Annotated in this window: 17 protein-coding genes; 13 read left to right on the top strand and 4 right to left on the bottom strand. The window is 70.4% G+C overall.

The window, feature by feature from the left end; translation table 11 throughout:
* Positions 1–18: 18 nt before the first annotated feature.
* Complete coding sequence (locus ACIA73_RS19635) at positions 19–837, top strand: SDR family NAD(P)-dependent oxidoreductase (protein WP_399439854.1); 819 nt, start codon at positions 19–21, stop codon at positions 835–837.
* A 195-nt stretch (positions 838–1,032) separates the two neighbouring features.
* Here the strand turns inward: ACIA73_RS19635 and ACIA73_RS19630 are convergent, their stop codons facing one another.
* On the bottom strand, positions 1,033–1,197 hold the full coding sequence (locus tag ACIA73_RS19630) for a hypothetical protein (RefSeq protein WP_399439853.1): 165 nt from the start codon (positions 1,195–1,197) through the stop codon (positions 1,033–1,035).
* Positions 1,198–1,635: 438 nt separating this feature from the next.
* Here ACIA73_RS19630 and ACIA73_RS19625 point away from each other — a divergent pair, with 438 nt between their 5' ends.
* The 9 genes from ACIA73_RS19625 (at position 1,636) to dmpG (ending at position 9,528) form a co-directional block, all read left to right on the top strand.
* A complete protein-coding gene (locus ACIA73_RS19625) occupies positions 1,636–2,106 on the top strand; it encodes a potassium channel family protein (protein ID WP_399439852.1) in 471 nt (156 codons plus the stop codon).
* A gap of 758 nt (positions 2,107–2,864) precedes the next feature.
* A complete protein-coding gene (locus ACIA73_RS19620) occupies positions 2,865–3,245 on the top strand; it encodes a hypothetical protein (RefSeq protein ID WP_399439851.1) in 381 nt (126 codons plus the stop codon).
* Positions 3,218–3,529 (top strand): DUF5979 domain-containing protein, encoded by a 312-nt coding sequence (locus tag ACIA73_RS19615; RefSeq protein WP_399440116.1) that lies wholly within the window; start codon positions 3,218–3,220, stop codon positions 3,527–3,529. The genes ACIA73_RS19620 and ACIA73_RS19615 overlap by 28 nt, the downstream gene beginning before the upstream one ends.
* A 200-nt stretch (positions 3,530–3,729) precedes the next feature.
* Positions 3,730–5,175, top strand: coding sequence for a 2-hydroxymuconic semialdehyde dehydrogenase (locus ACIA73_RS19610; protein ID WP_399439850.1), 1,446 nt, complete (start codon positions 3,730–3,732; stop codon positions 5,173–5,175).
* A 134-nt stretch (positions 5,176–5,309) separates the two neighbouring features.
* Positions 5,310–5,846: a RidA family protein gene (locus ACIA73_RS19605; RefSeq protein WP_399439849.1), complete on the top strand. Its 537-nt coding sequence runs from the start codon at positions 5,310–5,312 to the stop codon at positions 5,844–5,846.
* Positions 5,843–6,433, top strand: coding sequence for a 3-hydroxyanthranilate 3,4-dioxygenase (locus ACIA73_RS19600; protein ID WP_399439848.1), 591 nt, complete (start codon positions 5,843–5,845; stop codon positions 6,431–6,433). The genes ACIA73_RS19605 and ACIA73_RS19600 overlap by 4 nt, the downstream gene beginning before the upstream one ends.
* A gap of 26 nt (positions 6,434–6,459) precedes the next feature.
* Complete coding sequence (locus ACIA73_RS19595) at positions 6,460–7,500, top strand: amidohydrolase family protein (protein ID WP_399439847.1); 1,041 nt, start codon at positions 6,460–6,462, stop codon at positions 7,498–7,500.
* On the top strand, positions 7,493–8,446 hold the full coding sequence (locus ACIA73_RS19590; protein ID WP_399439846.1) for an acetaldehyde dehydrogenase (acetylating): 954 nt from the start codon (positions 7,493–7,495) through the stop codon (positions 8,444–8,446). The genes ACIA73_RS19595 and ACIA73_RS19590 overlap by 8 nt, the downstream gene beginning before the upstream one ends.
* Entirely contained in the window at positions 8,443–9,528 is a 1,086-nt protein-coding gene (gene dmpG, locus ACIA73_RS19585) for a 4-hydroxy-2-oxovalerate aldolase (RefSeq protein WP_399439845.1), read from the top strand. The genes ACIA73_RS19590 and dmpG overlap by 4 nt, the downstream gene beginning before the upstream one ends.
* 153 nt (positions 9,529–9,681) lie before the next feature.
* Here dmpG and bla read toward each other — a convergent pair whose 3' ends face one another.
* Complete coding sequence (gene bla, locus ACIA73_RS19580) at positions 9,682–10,611, bottom strand: class A beta-lactamase (RefSeq protein ID WP_399439843.1); 930 nt, start codon at positions 10,609–10,611, stop codon at positions 9,682–9,684.
* A gap of 169 nt (positions 10,612–10,780) precedes the next feature.
* Here bla and ACIA73_RS19575 point away from each other — a divergent pair, with 169 nt between their 5' ends.
* Both ACIA73_RS19575 and ACIA73_RS19570 read left to right on the top strand, forming a co-directional pair.
* Positions 10,781–11,683, top strand: coding sequence for a LysR family transcriptional regulator (locus ACIA73_RS19575; protein WP_399439842.1), 903 nt, complete (start codon positions 10,781–10,783; stop codon positions 11,681–11,683).
* Positions 11,680–12,579, top strand: a complete 900-nt coding sequence (locus ACIA73_RS19570; protein WP_399439841.1) for a serine hydrolase — start codon at positions 11,680–11,682, stop codon at positions 12,577–12,579. The genes ACIA73_RS19575 and ACIA73_RS19570 overlap by 4 nt, the downstream gene beginning before the upstream one ends.
* Before the next feature lie 88 nt (positions 12,580–12,667).
* Here the strand turns inward: ACIA73_RS19570 and ACIA73_RS19565 are convergent, their stop codons facing one another.
* Complete coding sequence (locus tag ACIA73_RS19565; protein ID WP_399439840.1) at positions 12,668–13,864, bottom strand: FAD-dependent monooxygenase; 1,197 nt, start codon at positions 13,862–13,864, stop codon at positions 12,668–12,670.
* Positions 13,865–13,973: 109 nt separating this feature from the next.
* Entirely contained in the window at positions 13,974–15,476 is a 1,503-nt protein-coding gene (locus ACIA73_RS19560) for an MFS transporter (protein ID WP_399439839.1), read from the bottom strand.
* 466 nt (positions 15,477–15,942) lie between these two features.
* On the opposite strand from ACIA73_RS19560, the gene ACIA73_RS19555 reads away from it, so the two are divergent.
* Entirely contained in the window at positions 15,943–16,293 is a 351-nt protein-coding gene (locus ACIA73_RS19555; RefSeq protein WP_399439838.1) for a hypothetical protein, read from the top strand.
* Positions 16,294–16,530 lie beyond the last annotated feature (237 nt).

Raw genomic sequence — 16,530 nt, 5'->3', positions numbered from 1 at the left:
GAGTGGAGGGGTCTTCCCATGAACAGCACAGCACTCGTCACCGGTGCCTCGTCCGGGCTCGGCGCGGAGTTCGCCGCACAGCTCGCCGCCCGCGGACACGATGTGATCCTCACGGCGCGTTCCGAGGACAAACTGGCCGCCCTCGCCGAACGCCTGGTCGCGGAGCACGGCATCCGCGCCCATGTCCTGACCCAGGACCTCACCGAGCCGGACGCCGCCAGGCGCATCGCCGACCAGCTCGCCGAGCGCGGCCTGAGCGTCGAACTGCTGGTCAACAACGCCGGGTTCGGCACCTGCGGCCGGTTCGAGGACATCGCCCCGGACCGCGACCACGACCAGCTGATGGTCAACGTCGTCGCACTCGTCGACCTCACCCACGCCCTGCTGCCCCGGATGCTGGAGCGCGGCACGGGCGCGGTGGTGAACGTCGCATCCACCGCGGGCTTCCAGCCCTCCCCGTACTTCGCGGTCTACAGCGCGTCCAAGACCTTCGTGCTGAACTTCGGACTGGCCCTGCGCCAGGAGTACCGCAGCCGCGGCATCCGCGTCCTCACACTCTGCCCCGGCCCGGTCGACACCCCCTTCTTCGACGCCATCGGCACCAGGAAGGCGGCCGTCAACGGCTCGATGAGCACCCCGGAGTCAGTGGTACGCGCCGCGCTGCGCGCACTCGACCGCGATCGCGCATACGTCACCCCCGGACTTGGCAACGCCGCCTCCGCGCACCTGCTGCCGCGCCGGCCGCGCAAGCTGGTCACCGCCATCGCTGAGCGCGTCACCCGCAAGGTCCTCACCCCCGGGGCCGCGTCATCGCAGCCACTGCAGCGCGCGGCGTGAGTTCATTCCTCGCGGCGACCGGCGTAATGGAGCGGGGTTCTTGGGGGCCCGGCCGTGCGCGACTCATCGGTCAACTGATCCCCGCCAGACACCCCGGCCGGGCAAGAGCCGCCAGACACCCGGATCCACTGCGGCCCCGGGTGTCCTCGCGACCCCTCGTGCGGCTGCCTCGGGCGGTTGGGCGGCGCGGCGCCGTCAGGCGTTCGGGACCCGTGCGTTCTCGCCGGCGAACTCCTCGTCCGTCAGCGGCCCCTGAGCCTTGAGCTCGGCGAGCGCGGTGAGCTGGGAGGCGCGGTCCTGGGCCGGCGGTGCGGCAGGAGTGTGCTGGGCCTGAGCCGCCTGCGCCGCGCCCTGGTCCATCCCAGGCCTGCTGCTGGGCCTGTGCGTCAGCCTGCTGGCGCGCGCCGCGCTGGCCCGTACCGCGTTCCACCCGGCGGGACACCGTGGTCGCCGTACCGGAGATCACCGCGGTGCGCGCGTTCGTGGCCAGAAGGCCGGGCTGTCCGAATCGCTGCGGCACGAGAAAACTCCGCCCGTCCCGACGACGTCGACCGGTCCGACGAGGTCGGCGTTCAGGTCACTGGCCACGAGCGGGCCCCTTTCCCTTGGGTTGCATTACGGGCATTTCGGATCTTTTGGGGCATAAGGTGGCGCACGAGCGATGCGCGAGCCGCGCCCGGCGTGCCGGACGCGCGGGTAAAGGGGATGCGAGTCACGGTGACGGCCTGTAGGGACGCAGAAAAGAAGCCTGGAACCGGATGGCACCGCCCAGCCCTGCTGAGCGCGGCGGCGGCGATAATGATCACCGGGTACTTCCTGCTGCCCCTCCATCTGTTCGGCGCTCACCGGCCGGTCATGAGCTGGCTGGTGCTCGCCGCCGGGCTGATCCTCGTCGCCGCCGGGCTGCTGGTGCAGATCCAGTACCTGCTCACCGGTCAGGTCGGTACCCGGCCCGCCTGGATCATCGCCGGTCTGATGTGTTTTACGGTCCTGTTGTTCTCCTCGGCGTACTACATCCTGGCGCGTCGGCATGGCGAGTTCATCGGACTGAACACGCGGATTGACGCGCTGTACTTCACGGTCGTCACCCTCGCCACGGTCGGGTTCGGGGACATCAGCCCCAGCGGGCAGACGGCACGGGTGCTGACGCTTCTGCAACTCCTGTACACCTTCGTCTTCCTCACTGCCGGCGCGACGGCCCTGAGCCGGCACCTGCGCGGCAGACTCCGGCACCGCGTCGGTGCGCCCTCCGGGCAGCCGGATGACTGAACAGGGGTGATGTCGAGCCGTCGGCGCGGCGCCGCTCCGGTGCTCCGGATGGCCGCATCAGACTGATGGATCATTAGATTTAGGGTGTGGCCTGCCCCTTCGCCCCGGAGGGTCCCCTTGGCGTCGCGAGGGCCAAGCCGCCCGAGCTCACTGGTGAGTGACGAGCTGCGAGGCCAGGCAGCGGGGAGCTGATGGCGCACATGCGATGCGAAGGACTGGTCAATGCTCGGAAGAAGGCGCGCCCGTCTGCGCTTGCCCCTGGGAATCGTGACGGCGCTGAGTCTGGTGTTCGCCTCGCAGGCGGAGGCGGTCTCCCGGGGGCGAGGACCCCATGAGTTCGGTCGGTATCACCAAGACCAATAGCGCGAGCGGCCCGCTCAAGCCGGGCGACGACTTCATCTACACGATCAACGGGCAGTGCTCCGGTCTCACGGTGGACTGTGTGGACTTCACGGTCGCCGACACCCTGCCCGCGGGACTTGAGGTGACCAGCCTGCCGAAGTCCACCACCACCCGCGATGTGACGGACGACGAGGCGACGCGGCAGCCGACCATCGTCTACAAGCAGACGCTGCAGAATCCCGCCGGAAAGACCGGACTGCGGGCCGGTCAGGCCGGCACCGTGGAAGTGGGCATGCGGGTACCGGCCGATACCCAGCTGGCCGACGGCACGGTCGTCACCAACACCGGCGGGCCGCCGCTACACCGCCAACCCGTGCATCGCCCTGGTCAACCCGGGCGACCAGTACCACTACCTGATGCGCATTCAGAACGCCGGCACCGAACCCAGCACGGACATGCGCGTCATCGACCGCTTCCCCGTCCAGGGGGACAAGGGCGTCATCCTCGACACCGACCGCAACACCGCCTGGGACAAGCGCCCCACCCTCGCCTCACGCCCGAAGCTCGACGGACCCGGCACCATGACCGTCGAGTACGAGAACGACGAACCGCTGTGCACCGACGACCTGGACATGGGCGGCGCCGGTTCCACCGAGGCCCAGTGCCCGGCCAGTACCTGGGACGACGCCCACAGCGGGCGGGCCAAGGGTGCCGAAATGAAGCTCGCCTTCGCCCCGGCACTCGCACCCGGCGGCATCGTGGAGCCCAGCTGCTTGACCAGCTTGAGGTCGCCGTAGCCGAGGGCCACGCCCACCTGGATGGGCTCGTTGGCCTGCAGCACGCACACCCCGGCCAACTGGACGGCGCACTGCGGAAGATTCCCTTCCCGTTCCACGTCACCTGCGTCATCCACCCGCAGGGCGGCCGGGACCGTACGGTCGTCGACAAGGACTACCGGGTCTCCGCCGACAAGCCGGTCACCGTCAGCGGGATTCCTGCGGGCGCGGACTGCAAGGTGTGGGAGACCTCGGCCCTGGGTGGTGTGGCTGCCCGGATGATCTCCCGCAGACGTCGGAGCTGAGCCGGATCGACCAAGCAAACGGTGGCCCCGGGCGCATGACCGGCCCGGGGCCACCGTGTGCGTTGGGGCCGCCATGTCCCCTCGTGCCATGCCCATTTGGCTATACCGCAGACAGTAAAGGGCATTAGACAGGCATATCTCAGCGCCAGCATGCTCGTCGTACGGGATCCGGACGGACGACTGGCGAGGGACGTATCACGATGAATCCAGCGCACTACGTGGACGGGACCTTTCTGCACGACGAGGCGGGCGCCGCCACCTTCCCGTTGACCGACCCGGTCGACGGCACCGTGCGCGGAAAGGTCCCCGAGGCGACCCGGGAGACCGTGAACCGCGCGGTGGCCGCCGCCCGTACCGCACTCGAAAAAGGCTGGGGCCGCGGCAGCACCCAGGAGCGGGCCGCGGCGCTGCACCGAATCGCCGACGGCATCCAGCAGCGCTTCGCGGAGTTCGTCGACGCCGAGGTGGCCGACACCGGCAAACCGCGCGACCTCGCCGCCACTGTCGACATCCCGCGCGCCATCGGCAACTTCCGCAGCTACGCCGACCTCCTGTACGGCCGCCCCGAGCGCGCCCACACCACGGAAATCCCGGGCTGGAGCACTGGCACTGGCGAGGCGCTCAACTACACGGTGCGCCGCCCGCTCGGCGTCGTCGCGATCATCTCCCCGTGGAACCTGCCGCTGCTGCTGCTCACCTGGAAGGTGGCGCCCGCCCTCGCGGCGGGAAACGCGGTGGTCGCCAAGCCCTCGGAGGAGACACCCTCCACGGCCACCCTGCTCGCGGAGGTGATCCACGCGGCGGGCCTGCCGGCCGGTGCCTTCAACCTGGTGCACGGCCACGGCACCGACGCGGCCGGAGCGTTCCTCACCAGCCACCCCGGTGTGGACGCCATCGCCTTCACCGGAGAGTCCGCCACCGGATCGGCCATCATGCGCGGCGCCGCCGCACACCTCACCCCGGTCTCCTTCGAACTCGGCGGGAAGAACGCGGCGTTGGTCTTCGCGGACGCCGACCTCCAGGCGGCCGTCGAGGGCACCGTCCGCTCGGCCTTCACCCACTCCGGGCAGATCTGCCTGTGCACCGAGCGCGTCTACGTCGAGCGTCCGGTGTACGAGGAGTTCACCGCCGCACTGGCCGAGCGGGCCCGTGCGCTGACCGGGTACGGCCCGATGATCTCCGCCGCACACAGGGACAAAGTCCTCTCGTACTACCGGCTGGCCGTCGAGGAGGGGGCCACCGTGCTCGCGGGCGGCGGCGTACCGCACTTCGGGGACGCACGCGACGGCGGCTTCCACGTCGAGCCGACCGTGCTCACCGGGCTGCCGCAGCACGCCCGCACCGTGCAGGAGGAAATCTTCGGGCCCGTCTGCCACGTCGCTCCCTTCGACACGGAGGACGAGGCGATCGCCCTCGCCAACGACAGCCGCTACGGCCTCGCCGCGACCGTGTGGACCCGGGACCTCTCCCGCGCCCACCGCGTCCCGCCGCGCCTGGAGAACGGCATCGTCTGGGTCAACTGCTGGAACCTGCGCGACCTGCGCACCCCCTTCGGCGGCATCAAGGACTCCGGCATCGGCCGCGAGGGCGGTGAGTACTCGCTCGACTTCTTCTCCGAGCCGGTCAATGTCTGCGTGCGGATATGAGCCCCGCTGCCGCCGACGCCGTCCGAAAGGGAGCGCTCTGTGCGCGACAGCAACCAAGCCCCGCCCCCCACAGGCCCTTTCGGCCGCCGCCGAGCGGCTGCCGCGGGCCTCGGCCGTAGAGAGGTGACCGTCCGATGAAGCACCCCGACACGGACACAGCCGCCAGCACCGTTACGGAACCGGGCCCCGGTACCGACCCGAGCAGCCCCATCAGCCCCAACAGCCCGAACCGCACCGCCCTCCGCGTCGCAGGCAAGGCCGCTCCCCGAGGCCGGTTCCCGCACCTCAAGCGCGCCGGGGACTTCGTCTACGTCTCCGGGACCAGCTCCCGCCGCCCCGACGGCACCTTCGTCGGCGCCGAGGCCGACGCCATGGGCACCACCAGCCTCGACATCCGCGCCCAGGCCCGCGCCGTGATCGAAAACATCCGTGACCTCCTCGCGGCCGTCGACGGCGGCCTCGGCGACGTCGTCACGCTCACCACCTACCTCGTCAACATGAACGACTTCGGTGGCTACAACGAGGTCTACGCCGAGTACTTCGACGAGACGGGCCCCGCCCGCACCACCGTCGCCGTCCACCAGCTGCCCCACCCGCACCTCCTCATCGAGATCTCCTGCGTCGCCCACCTGCCGCGGACGACTACCGACCGCAAGGGAGTCACCCCATGACGCTTCCCGCACTCCCGCAGCTCCCCAAGCTGTCGAACGGCCATCCGTTCCACTTCCAGCGCTGGATCGACGAGCACAGCGACCTGCTCAAGCCTCCGGTCGGCAACATCCAGATCTGGCAGGACGCCCACCTCATGGTCACCGTCGTCGGCGGCCCCAACCAGCGCACCGACTTCCACGACGACCCGCTGGAGGAGTTCTTCTACCAGTTGCGCGGCAACATGGTGCTGCGCGTCATGGAGGAGGAGGGCAAGCCGCCCGTCGACGTACAGATCAACGAGGGCGACGTCTTCCTGCTCCCGCCGCACGTACGTCACTCCCCGCAGCGCCCTGAGCCCGGCAGCATCGGCCTGGTCGTCGAATTTGCCCGGCCGAAGGGCCAGTTGGACGCCTGTGAGTGGTACTGCACCGCCTGCCACCGCCTGGTGCACCGCTCGGAGTTCCAGCTCACCTCGATCGTCGAGGACCTGCCGCCGATCTTCGAACTCTTCTACGGCGGCGACCGCACCTGCCCGCACTGCGCCACCGTGCACCCCGGCCGCCAATGGCCCGACGAGCTGCGCCCGCGCACCCAGCCGCGCGTCTGACCTCCACCCCGCAACGGAGCCCCGCCTTGACCGTCATCGACATCCACGCGCATGTCTTCCCCCGCATATCGCAAGCCGAGAGCCGCATCCTGACCGGCGCCGGAGAGCCGTGGCTGCGCGTCCACGGCGACGGCACCGGCATGATGATGAGCGGTGCCGACGAGTACCGGCCCGTGACACCCGCCCTGTGGGACCCCGAGCAGCGGGTGGCCGAGATGGACGCGCTCGGAGTCGACGTACAGGCCGTCTCCTCCACCCCGCTCACCTTCGGATACGGAGCCGCGCCGGCCGCCGCCGCCGCATGGTGCGAGCTGGTCAACCACCGGATCCTGGACTACTGCGCCCAGGCCCCCGACCGGCTGCTGCCGCTGTGCCAAGTACCGCTCCAGGACCTGGCCCTGGCCTGCGAGACCGTCTCCAAGGCCGCCGCCGCCGGACACCGCGGCGTACACATCGGCAACCACGTCGGCGACCGCCCACTGTCCGACGCGGACATCCTCGCCTTCCTGCGCCACTGCGCGGACGAAGGCGTACCGGTGCTCGTCCACCCCTGGGACATGCCCGCCAACGAGCGGACGCGGCCGCACATGCTCCAGTGGCTCGTCGGGATGCCCGCCGAGACCCAACTGTCCATCCTCGGCATGGTCCTGGCCGGTGCCTTCGAGGAACTGCCCGCCTCCCTCAAGCTGTGCTTCTGCCACGGCGGCGGCAGCTTCGCCTACCTGCTGGGGCGGGCCGACAACGCCTGGCGCAACCGCGACATCGTCCGCGCCGACTCCCCGAAACCGCCCTCCGCCTACGTCGACCGCTTCCACGTCGACTCCGCCGTCTTCGACCCGCGTGCGCTGCGGCTGCTGGTCGACGTGATGGGCGCGGAGCGGGTGATGCTCGGCACCGACTTCCCCTTCCCGCTCGGCGAGCAGGATCCCGGCTCGGTGGTACGCGAATGCGCCGGCCTCGACGAGACCGAGCGCGCCCTGATCCTCGGCGGGAACGCCGCCCGGTTCTTCTCCCTCCCGGGCCTCTCCCCGGACCGCGCGCCCTCCCCGGAGGCCACCCGTGCCTGAATCCACCAAGGTCGCCGTCATCGGCTCCGGCAACATCGGCACCGACCTGATGATCAAAGTGCTGCGCCTCAGCGAGAAGCTGGAGATCGCCGCGATGGCGGGCATCGACCCGCACTCCGACGGCCTGGCCCGCGCCCGACGCCTCAAGGTCGCCACCACTCACAGGGGCGTCGAAGGGCTCGTCGCGCTGGACGAGTTCGCCGAGGTGGGCATCGTCTTCGACGCCACTTCGGCGGGTGCCCACCACCACCACGACCAGCTGCTACGCGGCCTGGGCCGCCGGGTCGTCGACCTCACCCCGGCCGCACTCGGCCCGTACGTCGTGCCACCGGTCAACGGCGGCGCCCACCTGGACGCACCCAACGTCAACATGGTCACCTGCGGCGGACAGGCCACCATCCCCATCGTCGCCGCGGTCGGCGTCGTCACACCCGTGCACTACGCGGAGATCGTCGCCTCGATCTCCTCCCGCTCGGCCGGACCCGGCACCCGGGCCAATATCGACGAGTTCACCGAGACCACCGCCGCCGCCATCGAGCGCGTCGGCGGTGCGGCCCGGGGCAAGGCGATCATCGTCCTCAACCCGGCCGAACCCCCGCTGATCATGCGGGACACCGTGCACTGCCTGGTCGGCGACTGCGACGACGCGGCGGTCACCGCCTCCGTCCAGGAGATGGTCACCCGCGTCCAGACGTATGTCCCCGGCTACCGGCTCAAGCAGCGCGTCCAGTTCGACCGGGTGACCGGCGACGACCCCCTGCGCTCCCTGCTGCCGGCCGGCTCCCGGACCCAGGACGCGGCGAAGGTCTCCGTCTACCTCGAAGTGGAGGGCGCCGCCCACTACTTGCCCGCCTACGCCGGGAACCTCGACATCATGACCTCGGCCGCTCTCCGTACCGCCGAACGCATGGCCACCCACCACGCCACGGAGGTGGCCCCCCGATGAAAAACCCGCCGCCCCCGCACATCCCCGAAGTCCCGCAGCTGTACATGCAGGACGTCACCCTCCGCGACGGCATGCACGCCATCCGCCACCGCTACACCGTCGAGCAGGCCCGTACCATCGCCACCGCACTCGACGCAGCGGGCGTCGACGCCATCGAGATCGCCCACGGCGACGGCCTGACCGGCTCCAGCATCACCTACGGCGTCGGCGCCCACACCGACTGGGAGTGGATCGAAGCCGTCGCGGGCAGCGTGCACCACGCCATCCCCACCACCCTCCTCCTCCCCGGCATCGGCACCCTGCGCGACCTCAAACAGGCCCACGCGCTCGGCATCCGCTCCGTCCGCGTCGCCACCCACTGCACCGAGGCCGACATCGCCGCCCAGCACATCGCCGCGGCACGCGAACTGGGCATGGACGTCGCCGGATTCCTGATGATGTCCCACATGGCCGAGCCCACCGAACTCGCCCACCAGGCCCAGCTCATGGAGTCCTACGGCGCCACCTGCGTCTACGTCACCGACTCCGGCGGCCGCCTCACCATGGACGGCGTACGCGACCGGCTGCGCGCCTACCGCGACGTCCTCGGCCCGGCCACCCAGCTCGGTATCCACGCCCACCACAACCTCGCCCTGGGCGTGGCCAATTCGGTCGTCGCCGTCGAAAACGGCGCGACCCGCATCGACGCCTCACTGGCCGGCCAGGGCGCCGGCGCGGGCAACTGCCCCCTGGAAGCCTTCATCGCCGTAGCCGACCTCTCCGGATGGAAGCACCACTGCGACCTCTTCCCCCTCATGGACGCTGCCGACGATCTCGTCCGCCCCCTTCAGGACCGCGAGGTCCGCGTCGACCGCGAAACCCTCACCCTCGGCTACGCGGGCGTCTACTCCAGCTTCCTCCGCCACGCCGAAACCGCCGCCCAGCGCCACGGCCTCGACACCCGCACCATCCTCGTCGAGGTCGGCCGACGCGGACTCGTAGGCGGCCAGGAAGACATGATCACCGACATCGCCCTCGACCTGGCCGCGACACGATCCGCCACCCCGACAGGTACATGCACCGAAGCGCCCGGACTCCAGTGACCCCGCGTCCGTGACCGGGGCAGCGCAGCATCCGCCACTGCGCCCCGGGCGGTTGTCCTTCGCGTACGCCTGCCCCGAAAGGGCCGTTGAGCCAGGCACCGCATGTGAGGGGCGCACCGCCGGGGTGCAGGTCCGTGCGCAACGCGACGTGCTTCAGGAGAGCGACTTTACGACCACCGAGGCCGCTTCGGCGATCAGCCTGTCGTCCGGCTCGGCGTCCTTCGTGCTGCGGTGCGACAGGATCGCGATCACGAGGGGTGCGGAGTTCGGGGGCCACACCACGGCGATGTCGTTGCGGGCGCCGTAATGGATGCCGGTCCCCGTCTTGTCGCCGACGACCCAGTTCTTGGGCACGCCGGCCTTGATGGTCGCGTCACCTGTGGTGTTGGTCCGCAGCCACTTCGTCAGCTGTGCCCGCTCGGGCTTCTGAAGGACGTCGCCCAGGACGAACGCGCGCAGGTCCCCGGCCAGTGCCCGCGGCGTGGACGTGTCCCTCTTCTCGCCCGGCACCCACCGGCTCAGTTCCGGCTCCTCACGGTCCATGCGCGTGACGCGGTCGCCGATCTTCGTCAGAGCGGCGTCCAGCCCCTTGGGCCCGCCGACGTGGTCGAAGAGGAGGTTGGCTGCCGTGTTGTCGCTGTAGCGGACGGCCGCGTCACACAGTTCGCCCAGCGTCATGCCGGTGTTGACGTGGCGTTCTGTCACCGGTGAGTTGGCGACCAGGTCCTTCTGCGTATAGCTCACCCGCCGGTCGAGGCCGGCCACGGAGTACTTGCCCAGCACGGCCCCGGCCAGGAGCGCCTTGAACGTTGAGTTGTAGGCGAACCGGTCGCCGGCGTGGTAGGCCACGTCGCGTCCGGAGCCGGTGTCGAGGGCGTACACGCCCAGTCGTGCGTCGAACTTGCGCTCAAGTTCCTTGAAGTCGCGGGTGAACGACTTCGCCGGCGCGGTTGCCGTGGCCGCGACGGGCTCCGATCGGGACGGGGGCCGGTCGGCGTCGTTCTGCCCGCAGGCCGTGAGGGAAACCAGGGAGAGGGCGGCGAGCGCACAGGTGACGCTGCGCCGGACACGGTTGTGCTGCACGGGCTTGAAACCTCCGGGCGCCCCGCATCGGAGCGCATAGGGGACGAGGCGGTACCGCTCCGCCCCAGTACGTGGTCGTGAGTGCCGGTGTCAGCCTCGCCCCCGCTCGGTCATGCGGTCCAATACGCTCATGCGCGTCTTGTTGCGGTAATCGCATAGGGTTCCGGTCGTGGATCTGGTCGGAGCGTGCCGGGCGTTCGTGAGTGTCAGCGAGTACGGCGGTTTCACCGATGGGGCGGCTGCCACGGGGATGTCGCAGCCGGTGGTGAGCCGTCGGGTCGCTGCACTGGAAGAACGCTTCGGTGAGCAGCTGTTCGAGCGCACGTCGCGGCGGGCCGTGCTCACCCCCTTCGGGCGCGACCTGCTGCCCGCGGCCAGATCGCTCGTCCAGGCCGCCGATGTGCTGCTGGACGAGGCCGAAGCCGCCAAACGTAAACCGTGGCGGCTCGCCGTTCCCGGAATCTGCTCCGCGTCCGCTCTCGCCCGCCTGGTCGCGGAAGCTCGCGGGCACGCCATCAGGCTCGCCCCCCGGATTGCGGGCCCGGCGCGGCGCAGGGAACTCATGCACGCGCAACAGGTCCGTGCCGCTCTGCTCGCGGTGCCCGCGGACGAGGCGACCTGGACCGTGCCGCTCGGGCTGGCCGCGGCGCGGGACGGCGGAGTGCGGCGGATCTACGTCGAGACACTGCGACTCGGGCGGGCCGACCCCGGCCCGGCACGCCACATCTGGGTCCAGCCGGAGGACGACGTACCGCACATCCGCGACCCACTGACGCGACTGCGCGACGCGCTGGGACTGCGGCCCACGCAGGTCGTCACCTCACCCGAGCTGACAGCGGCCGCAGCCGAAGTCCTCTGCTCGGAAGACCTGTTGCTGTGCTCCCGGGCGCAGGCCGACGAACTCGCCCTGGCCTGGCACCCCATCGGCGAGACCGTCCTGCGCCGGGGCTACGCGCTGACCGCCGCGGCGGACGGCGATCCCCTGCTCGTGGAAACGCACCTGGGCGACGCCATCGCCCGCTGCCTGGGCGCGGGTGCCCAGGCCGGTACCGGGGGAGAAACGCCGGCATGAACACCGAGGCCCTGCTGCGCGACGTACGCGCCCGACTGCAGGACGGCGGCTTGCGCGGCTGCCTGCTCGTGCGGGACCTGCACACGGGGGAGGAGCTGGGCATCGAGGCGGACACGCTCCTGCCCTCGGCCTCCCTGGTCAAGGTCCCCCTCGCGCTCGCCACGCTCGAACGCATACGGCGCGGTGAGCTGGACGGCGCAATGAGGCTGGAGGTGGAACCCGGACGCGTCACGACGCCGGGCCCGACCGGCCTGAGCCGCTTCCGGCACCCCGTCCGGATCGCCGTGGAGGACCTGCTCTACCTGAGCACCTGCCTGAGCGACGGAACGGCCGCCGACGCGCTGTTCGACCTCACTCCGCCCGATCAGGTCGCCCAGATCCTCCAGGAGGCCGGCCTTCGCGGCATCACCGTCCGGCACCGCACGGAGGAACTCTTCGACACGCCCGTGGAGCGCTTCGACGCCGACCAGGTGCACCTCGCCCACTCGCTGGCCATCACCGCGGGTACCAGTGGCCGCGGGCACCGGGTGCCGCAACTCGATACGCCCCGCGCCAACTCCGGCAGTGCGCGCGCCTTCGTCGACCTTCTCCAGGCCATCTGGACCCCGTCGAAGATCCATGCGGAAGTGGCCGAGCGGGTGCGTGACCTCATGGCGCACAACGTGCTCCGGCACCGGCTGGCGCCGGACTTCAGCTCCGACGCGAGCAGGTGGTCCTCCAAAACGGGAACACTCTTGAACCTGCGGCACGAGATCGGCGTCGTGGAGCACGCCGACGGCCAGGCCTTCGCTATCGCCGTCCTGACCGAGTCCCGGGTCCCGGCCGCTGCGCAGCCGGGCGCCGACGCCCTCATGGCGCAGGCCGCCCGCAGCCTGCGCGATCATCTCCGGCAGTGAGCATGAACCTCGTTCGGTGGCGGGAGAGACGGGGTGTTTCGTCCGGGCCTCCCAGCCCCCCACCACGACAGGACCACCTGACAAAGCACTACCGGAGGCCGTACGGAGGCAGCGTGAAGGTGTCGGCGGGCGGTACGAGGAAGCGGTTGAGGGCTTTGGCGACGCGGGGCCCGGAGGCGGCGCGCAGAACGGCGTTGAGGGTGTGGATGCCGGCCCGGGTGCGGGGGACAGCGATGCGGGGCACGCCGGGCGGCAGGTGCTGGGCCCGGGCGACGTAGGTGCGGAGGATGCCCTCGTAGCGGGCGAACGCGATGCCGTGATGCGCGTGGTGGGCGAGTTCGCCCGCCAGGACATAGGCACCGGCGAGGGCGAGGCTGGTGCCCATCCCGCTGAGGGGCGAGGCACAGTACGCGGCGTCGCCGACGACGGCGACGCGCCCCTGCGACCACGAGGGCATACGGACCTGAACAACGGAGTCGAGGAAGAAGTCGTCGGCGGTGTCCATGGCGGTGAGGATGCGCGGAACCTCCCAGCCCGCGCCGGTGAACAGACGGCGCACGAGCTTCTTCTGGGCGTCCGGTGCCAGGCGTTCGTCTCCGCGGGGCTCGGGCTCGGAGAGATAGGACAGGGAGGCGCGGGTAGTGCCTCGGTTGTCGGGACGCAGGGTCGCCGTGCGTCCTCGGGTGGCGTTGTACCAGCGGGCCCAGCTGCCGTCCGAGGGCCGGCGGGGGATGGTGAAGTACGCGGTCGTCAGGCCGACCGGCCGGATCTCGGTGTCGCCGAAGATCAGGTCGCGGGTGCGGGAGCGGGCTCCGTCGGCCGCGACGACGAGGTCGAACGTACGGTTCGGCCCGTTGCGGAAGGTGACGTCGACGCTCTTCCCCGAGTCGGACAGCTGGGTGATCTCGTCCCCGAACAGGTATTCGGTGTGCGGGCGGGTGGTCTCGTAGAGGATGCGTGACAGGTCGGCTCGCAGGATCTCCAGGTCGGCGATCGGGCCTTGGCCGCCGAAGGCGCCGCTGGCGAAGGCGGCCTTGGTGCGGTTCGCTGCGTCGACGAAGCGGATGCCTTCCTCACGGGTGGCGTGGGCCCGGAGGGTGCGTTCCAGGCCCATCCTGTGGGCGACGTCCCGCCCGGCACCGCGCAGGTCCACGGTCTGTCCGCCTTCCCGCGGAGCGGGGGCCCGCTCGACGAGGGTGGCCCGCATTCCGTGCCGTCCGAGCCAGTGGGCCAGTGCCGGGCCTGCGATGCCGGCTCCCGCGATCAGCACGTGCCGGTGTGTCATGACGCCTCCTTACGTCTTCCTCGCCGTTTCCCGCCTCGGGATGCGACCTCTGTGCGGTCCATCGGGGGCGCGGCCGGGGCCGCTTGTTGTGCACGGCCCCGGCCGGGGCTCAGACGACGAGGTGCTGCTTGGTGCCGGAGTCGTCGGCAGTCGTCTCGGGGGTGATGCCGTGCTGCTCTTCTTCGGGGCGGCCCTTCTTGGGCAGCAGGAAGGTGATCGCGAGGAAGACCACGAGCAGGCACGCCTGGACGATCAGCGCATGGTGGAAGCCGCCGCTGAAGTCACCGGTCTTGGCCTGGGCGAAGAACACCGAGCCGAAGACCGCGACGCCGACGGAGCCGCCGACCGCCTGGACCGCCGACAGGACACCGGAGGCGGATCCGATCTCGTCGTCGTCGACCGCGGCCAGGATGAAGCTGAACAGGGCGGCGATCACCATGCCGGCGCCGACCCCTGCCACCGTCGCGCCAGGGACGATGTCCCAGATCGAGAACGAGGTGGCGTCGAGGCCGTCGAGCTCGAACCACAGCACGGCCGCGCCGGCCAACTGGACCAGCGGTCCGATCTGGAGCACCTTGCGCCCGATCTTGTCCGCGAGGAACGCGCCGCTGATGGCGCCGCCGACCGCGGTTCCCACGGCGAGGGGCAGGTTGCCCAGCCCCGCGTCACCGGCGGTGAAGTGGTGGCCGATCTGGAGGAACAGGGTCAGGACGAGCTGGCTGCCGATCAGTCCGCCGAAGAACAGGGCGATGCCGCCGAGGCCGACGGTGAAGGCCGGCTTGCGCAGCAAGCCCGGGGTCACCAGTGGCTCGCGGCCCGCGGCGGCCGTGCGGCGCTGCTGGAGGGCGAAGAGAGCGAAGCCGATCACCGAGGCGCCCATGGACAGCCACGTCCACAGCGGCCAGCCCTCCTCCTGCCCCTGGTTCAGCGGCAGCACCAGCAAGGCGCAGGACGCCACGACCAGGGCGGCGCCGGTCATGTCGACCCGTACCGAAAGATCACCCGCCTTCCTCGGCACGAACTTCGCGGCAACGATCAGTGCCGCGACGCCGATCGGCAGATTGATCAGGAACACCGACCGCCAGCCCAGTCCGAAGAAGTCGCCCTCGATGAGGAAGCCGCCCAGGACAGGCCCGATGATGCCGCCCAGCCCAAGGACGGGTCCGAAGATCGCGAAGACCTTGGTGAGCTCGGGCCCGGAGAAGTTCTCCCGCAGCAGGCCCAGTCCCTGGGGCAGCAGCATCGCTCCGGCGGTGCCCTGCAACAGGCGCAAGACGATCAGAAACTCGATGTTCGGCGCGATCGCGCACAGCAGCGAGGCCGCGGTGAAGGCCGCAAGACCGATCAGGAACATCCGGCGCCGACCGTAGCGGTCGCCGAGCCGGCCGCCGAGCACGAGCCCGGCCCCCAGGGTCAGTGCATAGCCGCCGATCACCCACTGCAACCCGACGGAACCGGCACCCAGGGACTTCTCCAGGTCCGGTCCGGCGACGTTGACGATCGAGGCATCCAGAAGATCCATGATCTCCGCGACGATCATGACCATCAGGATCAACCACCTCCACCGGTAGGGCTCGGTCGTCTCCTCAAGGGTGACGGACGGGTCACGCATTCGAGATACCTCCACCGTGAAGCAATTCCATCATGAAGGTAAAGTGGCGGCGGTAGGTTGTCAAAACGGAGTGGCCGTGCGGACCGCGTGACAGGAGAGAAGGGCGAACGCATGGAGGAAGCAGTTCGCGAGCGGATCTCCCTGTCCACAGGCGCCACCACCGCGCCGCTGAATCCCCCGAAACGGGCGAGATCGCCCAGTGTGACCCGTGGGTTCCCGGTCGCCGAGATTCCGCTCGGCTTCGGGCGGACGGGACATCCGCCGGTCCTGGTGAGGGTCGCCGCGTATTCGCGGTGGATCACTGCCCGGATGCTGCCCTCGCGCAACGGCGCCGATCTGACGGCCGGTGCGCCCTCCCCGGCTGCGCATCCTGGACATCACCTGCCGACGCGTCAGACTCCGTTTCCGGTGCGCCCCGGCCACACTGGGCAGGACCGATTCCCTTTCCGCAGCCTGGAGCCAGCCCGTGCCCGAGCCTCTTGCAGAACCCCAGGATTCCGAGACCTTTCCGGCGCTGTGCGGGTACACGCATCTCTTTCCCGGCGTCCGCTGCCGTCTCCAGGGGCTGCCCGATCCGCAGGCCTTCGCCGCCGCGCCTCGACCGGTCGGCGTGGACCTGAACTTCTCCGACGGGACGTCCGCCGATGCGGACCTCCGCACCGACGGCGACGCGGGCCCGGTACTGGTCGTTCCGGCCCACACCACCGGCGCAGGGACCCACGTCGGCGAATGCACCTGGCCGGTCAAGAAGTTGACCCCCCTCGGCGATGACGTGGAACTGACACTCGGCAGCCGGGACAGGGAGGCACGCGGGTGAGCCACAGAAAGAACGGGCGAGCCGAGTGACTCGGGCAATCGAACGGCGCGATGCAGCAGGGCCGATCCGGCACTGCTGCACCGCGGCGCAGCGAGTTGTTCCGCGGCCACGGGCGGAAGGTCACGCGCCAGGCACCGGCGGCTGCCGGACACCCTCCTCGTCGACCACAGCGCCCCGTTTCCCGCCCTGGACATGCTGAACGGCGAGTAAGGGGAGGCAGCCAACGTCGCCCTGTCC

The sequence above is a fragment of the Streptomyces sp. NPDC051561 genome (assembly GCF_044454195.1).
In the GTDB taxonomy this organism is placed as follows: Bacteria; Actinomycetota; Actinomycetes; order Streptomycetales; family Streptomycetaceae; genus Streptomyces.
Note: the sequence above shows the minus strand (reverse complement) of the source record. Positions and strands in the feature narration are given on the sequence as shown.